The following is a 5,887-nucleotide window of genomic DNA, read 5'->3' on the forward strand; positions in this document are numbered from 1 at the left end:
AAAAGATTTTAGATTCGCTTTCCAAAAAGAAAGTGCAACTTCGTAAAGTAATAGAAAAAATCGAAAAAATCTACCAGGAGGGGTGCTGCAAGATGCCCTTCAACTGGAAATTCATACTGGAAAAAGGGATTTTCCATTTGAAGACCGAGATAAAACATCTAAATGAACTTAGCCAGCTGGTAAAAAGGCAAAAAACTCATGACAGATAGGGAGTAAAGATGAAAAAAATGATCGTTATTCTAATTGTCCTTTTGATCCTGTTTTTTGTTTTATTCAGGATAATGGTTTTCCTGAAACAGAGGAACGCTCAGACAACAGAGGTTCAGGAAAGGATCGTGCCAGTTGAAGTGGAGATGGTGAAAGCAACTCCTTATACCCCAATCCTTAATTACACTGGTGAAGTCAAGGGAGTAGAAGAGATACAGATTTATCCCAAAGCCTCAGGTAAATTAGTAGAGATGAAAGTCAAAGAGGGGGACAGGGTAAAAAAAGATCAGGTGGTTGCATTAATTGACCGGGATATAACCGGACTGGATTTTAAACTGGCTGAAACGATCTCTCCGGTCGAGGGGGTTGTAGGAAAAGTATACCTGGATAAAGGGGCACAGGTAAACGAACCTTCTGGAGGTGGGGGAGGCACTCCCCTGGCTCAAATATTGAACCTGGATTCAGTCAAGATAATAATCCAGGTAACAGAAGAGGATTTGCCCAAGGTAAGATTAGATCAGAAGGCGAAGATCAGAGTTGATGCTTACCCTGATAGGGACTTCTATGGAGCGATCACCTTGATCAGCCCTACCTTGAACAGCTTAGCCCGTACTGCCAGCACGGAGATAACCATACCCAATCCAAATCATCTCTTAAAACCGGGGATGTTTGCGGAGGTAGACTTAGCCACTGGCAAGACTGATAATTTGATTCTGGTTCCCAGATATACTGTTCTGACCGAAGCCGGGAAGAAAAAAGTCTACGTGGTTAAGAATGGTAAAGCAGAGGAAAGGATGGTCCAGACGGGATTTAGCGACGGGGGTCTGACCTACATAAAAAGCGGTCTTAGCCTTCAGGATAGTTTGGTCGTTTTAGGTCAGAGTCAATTGCAGCCGGGGGATAAGGTGAGGATTGTTAAAGGAGAAGGAAGATAATGTTTCTGCCTAATTTATCCATTCGCCGGCCTGTGTTCATCGTTATGCAGGTGCTGGCGGTTTTAGTACTGGGGGTAGTCTCATATAGCCGCATCGGCATCGATCTGATGCCGGACGTGGAATTCCCTTACATATCTATTACTGCGGTCTATCCTGGTGTGGGTGCCCAGGAGATCGAAAACCAGGTAACCAAGCCGATCGAAGAAGCTATGAGTGCAATCAACCGGCTCAAGAACATCTACTCCACTTCAGCCGAAGGTTTTTCCCAGATCTTGCTGGAGTTTGATATCGGGGTCAAAGTCCGGGACGCAGATTCAGATGTCAGACAAAAGCTTTCCGAAATTCGCTCAAAACTTCCCCAGGATATGGACGAACCGACCATTGCCAGGTTTGACGTTACAGCCACGCCGATAATGATTTTCTCGCTGGCCAGCAACCTTCCCTTGGATGAGCTGAGGGTCCTGGCAGACGATAAGGTCAAAAACCGGATTCAGCAGACAGAAGAGGTAGCTCAGGTCGATTTAATCGGAGGGTTAGAGCGGGAAATAAAGGTCGAGGTAGACAAAAATAAGCTTAAAGCTTATAATCTTTCAGTTGATCAGGTGATCGGAAGCCTGTCCCGGGAAAATTTGAACATCCCTGGCGGCAGGGTAGAAATTCAGCCGCAGGAGTTCGTGCTCAGAACCACAGGTGAGTTTCAGGAAGTCTCGGATATCGGAAAGATACCTGTGGCTAATTATCAGGGAACTCCGGTTCATCTAAAGGATGTGGCTTCAGTCAAGGATTCTTTCAAAGAGCTAAGAGAGATTGCCCAGCTAAATAGCAGACCTTCGGTTTCCTTTATCGTTTACAAGCAATCTGGAGGAAATACAGTCAAGGTATGCGACAGGCTGAAGAAAACCATAGCCAGTCTTAAAAAGGAGCTCCCAGCCGGAACCAGCATAGAGATAGCTTCAGACCAGTCGAAATTCGTCCGCAGATCAGTAAACGAGACCATGCGCACCCTGTACCTGGGTGCAATTTTTGCGACACTGGTAATATTCATTTTCTTAGGAAATTTCAGAAGCACCATAATAGCCGCTTTAGCCATCCCGACATCTATTCTTGCCACCTTCGTTATGATGGGCGTTTTCGGCTATACCATAAATATGATGACCTTGATGGGCCTGTCATTGTGCGTGGGTATCCTGATCGACGATGCCATCGTAGTGCGGGAGAATATCTTCAGGCACGTGGAGGAAGGTATGGACCCGGAGGAAGCGTCACGGTTCGGCACCTCTGAGGTCGGTCTGGCAGTTATGGCCTGCACCTTCACCATCATCGCAGTCTTTGTGCCAACCGCTTACATGGGCGGAATCGTGGGAAAATTCTTTAAAGCTTTTGCCTTCACGGTCGTGTTCGCGGTTTTGTATTCGCTGTGGGATTCCTTCACCATGGCACCGATGCTTTCAGCCAAGGTCTTAGTAAAAGAGAAAAAAGATAAAGACAGCCTCTTGAAAAGATTATTTGCTCCGTTTAACCGCGGATACCATAGCCTGAATCAATCTTACGGAAAGACCTTAGCCTGGGCTTTAAAATACAAACTCTTGATCATCGCCACCTCCATAATACTTTTCTTCCTGAGCCTGAGCTTGACCTTTTTACTGGGTAAGGAGTTCATGCCTCAAGGAGACAGGGGGGAATTCAACGTTATCTTAGAAGAGCCGGTTGGTACCTCCATTCAGACCATGGAAAAAACTGCAACAGAAGTAGAGAAGATACTTTTCACCTATCCTGAAGTGCAATCTGTCTTCACCACTATCGGGCTTCAGGCTGGTGCTTCTAATAAAGGGACTATCAGAGTAGAACTTGTTCCCCTGAAAGACAGGAAGAAAAAGACAGTGGAGGTTGAAAAAGAGATCAGACAAAGACTTTCTGAGGTGCCTGGCCTGAAATCTCAAGTGGCTATGATAGGGATGTTCGAAGGTCAGCAACAGGATTACCCCCTGACTTTGTATATCAAAGGTCCGGAGATCAGGGTTCTGGATGAGGTTTCAGCCAAGGTCCTGGACATGCTGGAAAGAATCCCCGGGGTGGCAGATCCTGACCGCTCTATCCGGAGTGGCAAGCCGGAGATGAGAGTGATTGTTGACCGTGAAAAAGCGAGCCGTTTGGGCATTTCTACTGCCCAGATAGCAATGACCCTTCGGTTCCTGGTGGACGGGGATGTTGCCACTAAACTGAGACAAGGCGAAAAAGAGATAGACGTAAGGGTGATTTTGCCTCCAGAGCAGAAGAATAACTTTCAGGACATCGCCTCTGTCAACATTTTGACTCCGGCTGGAATAGCAGTTCCTTTGAGCAGCATAGCCAGCCTGCAGGAAGGGGTTGGTCCTACCCAGATCAACAGGCAGAACCGGGAAAGGGTGGCTATACTCACCGCCAACTTAGTTGACCGGCCATTAGGGGATATTGTTAAGGACTTAAACAAAAAGTTAGCTGATTACCCTCTTCCTCCGGGGTATAAGATTGAACAGAGAGGCGATGTAGAGATGATGGGCGAGATGTTTTATAATATGATCTTGGTTTTAGTCATTGGCGTGATTTTCATTTACATAGTCTTAGGCTCCCAGTTTAATTCTTTTCTGCATCCTTTCACCATCATGTTAGCTTTACCCCTGGCAGTGGTGGGGGCGCTTTTAGCCATATTCCTGACCGGACAGAGGATCAACATGATGGCTATGGTGGGGATAATTCTGCTGATGGGTATTGTAACCAAGAACTCGATTTTGTTGATCGACTATACGATTACTTTGAGAAAACGGGGGATGGGGAGGGAAGAGGCATTACTCAAGGCGGGGCCTGTTCGTCTGCGTCCCATCCTTATGACCTCTGCGGCTATGATCATGGGTATGCTGCCGGCGGCTTTAGGAATAGGAGAGGGTGCAGAATGGAGGCAGTCAATGGGAATTGTAGTCATCGGTGGTTTAATTACCTCAACCCTTTTGACTTTGCTGGTGGTGCCGGTAACCTATGTGATGGTGGATAATTTTGGAGAGTTTTTAAAAAGGAACATTAAAATCGGTGGATAAAAAATAAGGAGGGAATATGCTGAAGTCCTGTCTGAAAATAACTCTGGTTGTTTTTTTCATTCTCTGGTTTAGCTCTCCTTCCTTTTCTCAGGAGAAACTAATCCTGAACCTGGAGAAAAGCCTTGAAACCGCTTACCAGAATAATAGAACCCTTTTGAGCCAGAAGGAGAAGATCAGGTCTTCAGGGTTTAAGATCTCAGAGGCGAAATCAAGTTTCTACCCTCAGCTTTCATTTCAAGGGACTTATACATATTTAGGGGTAATTCCCAGTATTAGTGTTTCCGTTCCTGGTTTTTTCAAGGGAGAGTTCAAAACCGGTTTTCACGATAATTTCGATTTTGGGCTTTCACTCCAGCAGTCGATTTTCACCTGGGGAAGAATCCAGAACAGTTACTCCCTCTCCAAGTTGAATCTCAAATTGGAGGAGGAGAATTATAATAAAAATAAGCAGAAAATAACTTATGATGTGACCAGCTCTTTCTATTCGGCTCTTTTAGCCCGGGAGCTTATCCAGGTAAGGGAGGAGGCTCTAAAGAATATCGAAGAACATCTTAAAACCGTAGATTTGAGATACAAAGCTGGTCAAGCCTCAGAATTCGATCTTTTAAGGGCAAAGGTTCAGTTAGCCAATGCCAGACCACCGTTACTTCAGGCAAAACAAGCATATGATTTAGGTTTAAGCTTTTTTAAAAACATATTAGGACTTGCTCAAGAGGCAGAAGTTGAGCTGAAGGGTGAGCTTTTTTTCAAACCAGTAGAAGTAAAACTGGAAAGTGCAACTCAAGAAGCTCTTTTACAGAGGCCGGAACTGAAATCTTTAGAGCTTCAGAGGACGATAGCACAAAAGGGTCTGGCAATTGCTCGGGCTGGTAACAAGCCTTCACTATTTGGCATCGCTAATTACGATTATGAAAACCCTTTTTACGGCGAGAAGAGATGGGATAGTAACTGGAATATCACCTTCTCTTTGAGTTTCCCCTTGTTTGATGGTTTTGCCACACGCTCTAAAGTTAATCAAGCCGGGTCAGATTTGAAACAATTAGACCTGGGAGAACAGGATTTAAAAGAAGGTATAAAATTGGAGGTAAAAGAGGCAGTCACCAGCCTTGATTTAGCCAAAGAGACGATCCTTTCTCAGCAAGAAACTGTCAATCAGGCAAAGGAAAGCCTGCGCATTGCCAAGGTTCAATATGCCCAGGGGATAATAACCAGTTTAGAGGAAATGGATGCCGAATTAGCCCTAACCTTTGCCCAGATAAATTACCTTCAAGCCCTGGCGGATTATCTAAGAGCCCAGGCACAGTATAATAAAGCAGTGGGGCAGGAATAAAGTGGTCAGTGGCCAGTAATGTAGTTGCTCGATTTATCGAACAAAAAAAAGCGCCCAATAAATTGGGCAACTACCCAAAACATTGGCATAAAGAAATGTCGATGCTTTTCTTATTCAATTGATGAATTTCAATACTCTGAAAAAATTCCGGAGGGGTTAAATCAAAAACCCCCTTGGACTTCAAAATCTGGTTTTTAACTGCATTTTCCTCTTGCTTTTTTAATAATAACAGTTAAATTATTTACAGGTTAAATCTGCTTTCTGGATGTCGATAAATAGAAGAGGATGTAGTCCAAAAGCTTATCCCGAGGGGATTAAGCAAAAGCTCTTTGAAATCTTAGGGG

At 44.7% G+C, this 5,887-nt stretch carries 4 protein-coding genes; all 4 read left to right on the forward strand.

Features of this window, described 5'->3' with window-relative positions; genetic code table 11:
* Positions 1–209, forward strand: a 209-nt coding sequence (locus tag MUP17_11195) for a hypothetical protein (GenBank protein MCJ7459546.1), incomplete at its 5' end; no start/stop codon positions are given.
* 9 nt (positions 210–218) lie between these two features.
* Positions 219–1,142: an efflux RND transporter periplasmic adaptor subunit gene (locus MUP17_11200; GenBank protein ID MCJ7459547.1), complete on the forward strand. Its 924-nt coding sequence runs from the start codon at positions 219–221 to the stop codon at positions 1,140–1,142.
* Entirely contained in the window at positions 1,142–4,213 is a 3,072-nt protein-coding gene (locus tag MUP17_11205) for an efflux RND transporter permease subunit (protein ID MCJ7459548.1), read from the forward strand. The genes MUP17_11200 and MUP17_11205 overlap by 1 nt, the downstream gene beginning before the upstream one ends.
* A 16-nt stretch (positions 4,214–4,229) precedes the next feature.
* Positions 4,230–5,543 (forward strand): TolC family protein, encoded by a 1,314-nt coding sequence (locus tag MUP17_11210; GenBank protein MCJ7459549.1) that lies wholly within the window; start codon positions 4,230–4,232, stop codon positions 5,541–5,543.
* The last annotated feature ends 344 nt before the right edge of the window (positions 5,544–5,887 follow it).

The organism is Candidatus Zixiibacteriota bacterium, from assembly GCA_022865345.1.
GTDB lineage: Bacteria > Zixibacteria > MSB-5A5 > MSB-5A5 > RBG-16-43-9 > RBG-16-43-9.

Bases quoted from the DNA above. Each gene is read 5' to 3' on its own strand.
- MUP17_11200 (MCJ7459547.1), top strand. From the start codon at position 219: ATGAAAAAAATGATCGTTATTCTAATTGTCCTTTTGATCCTGTTTTTT.
- MUP17_11205 (MCJ7459548.1), top strand. From the start codon at position 1,142: ATGTTTCTGCCTAATTTATCCATTCGCCGGCCTGTGTTCATCGTTATG.
- MUP17_11210 (MCJ7459549.1), top strand. From the start codon at position 4,230: ATGCTGAAGTCCTGTCTGAAAATAACTCTGGTTGTTTTTTTCATTCTC.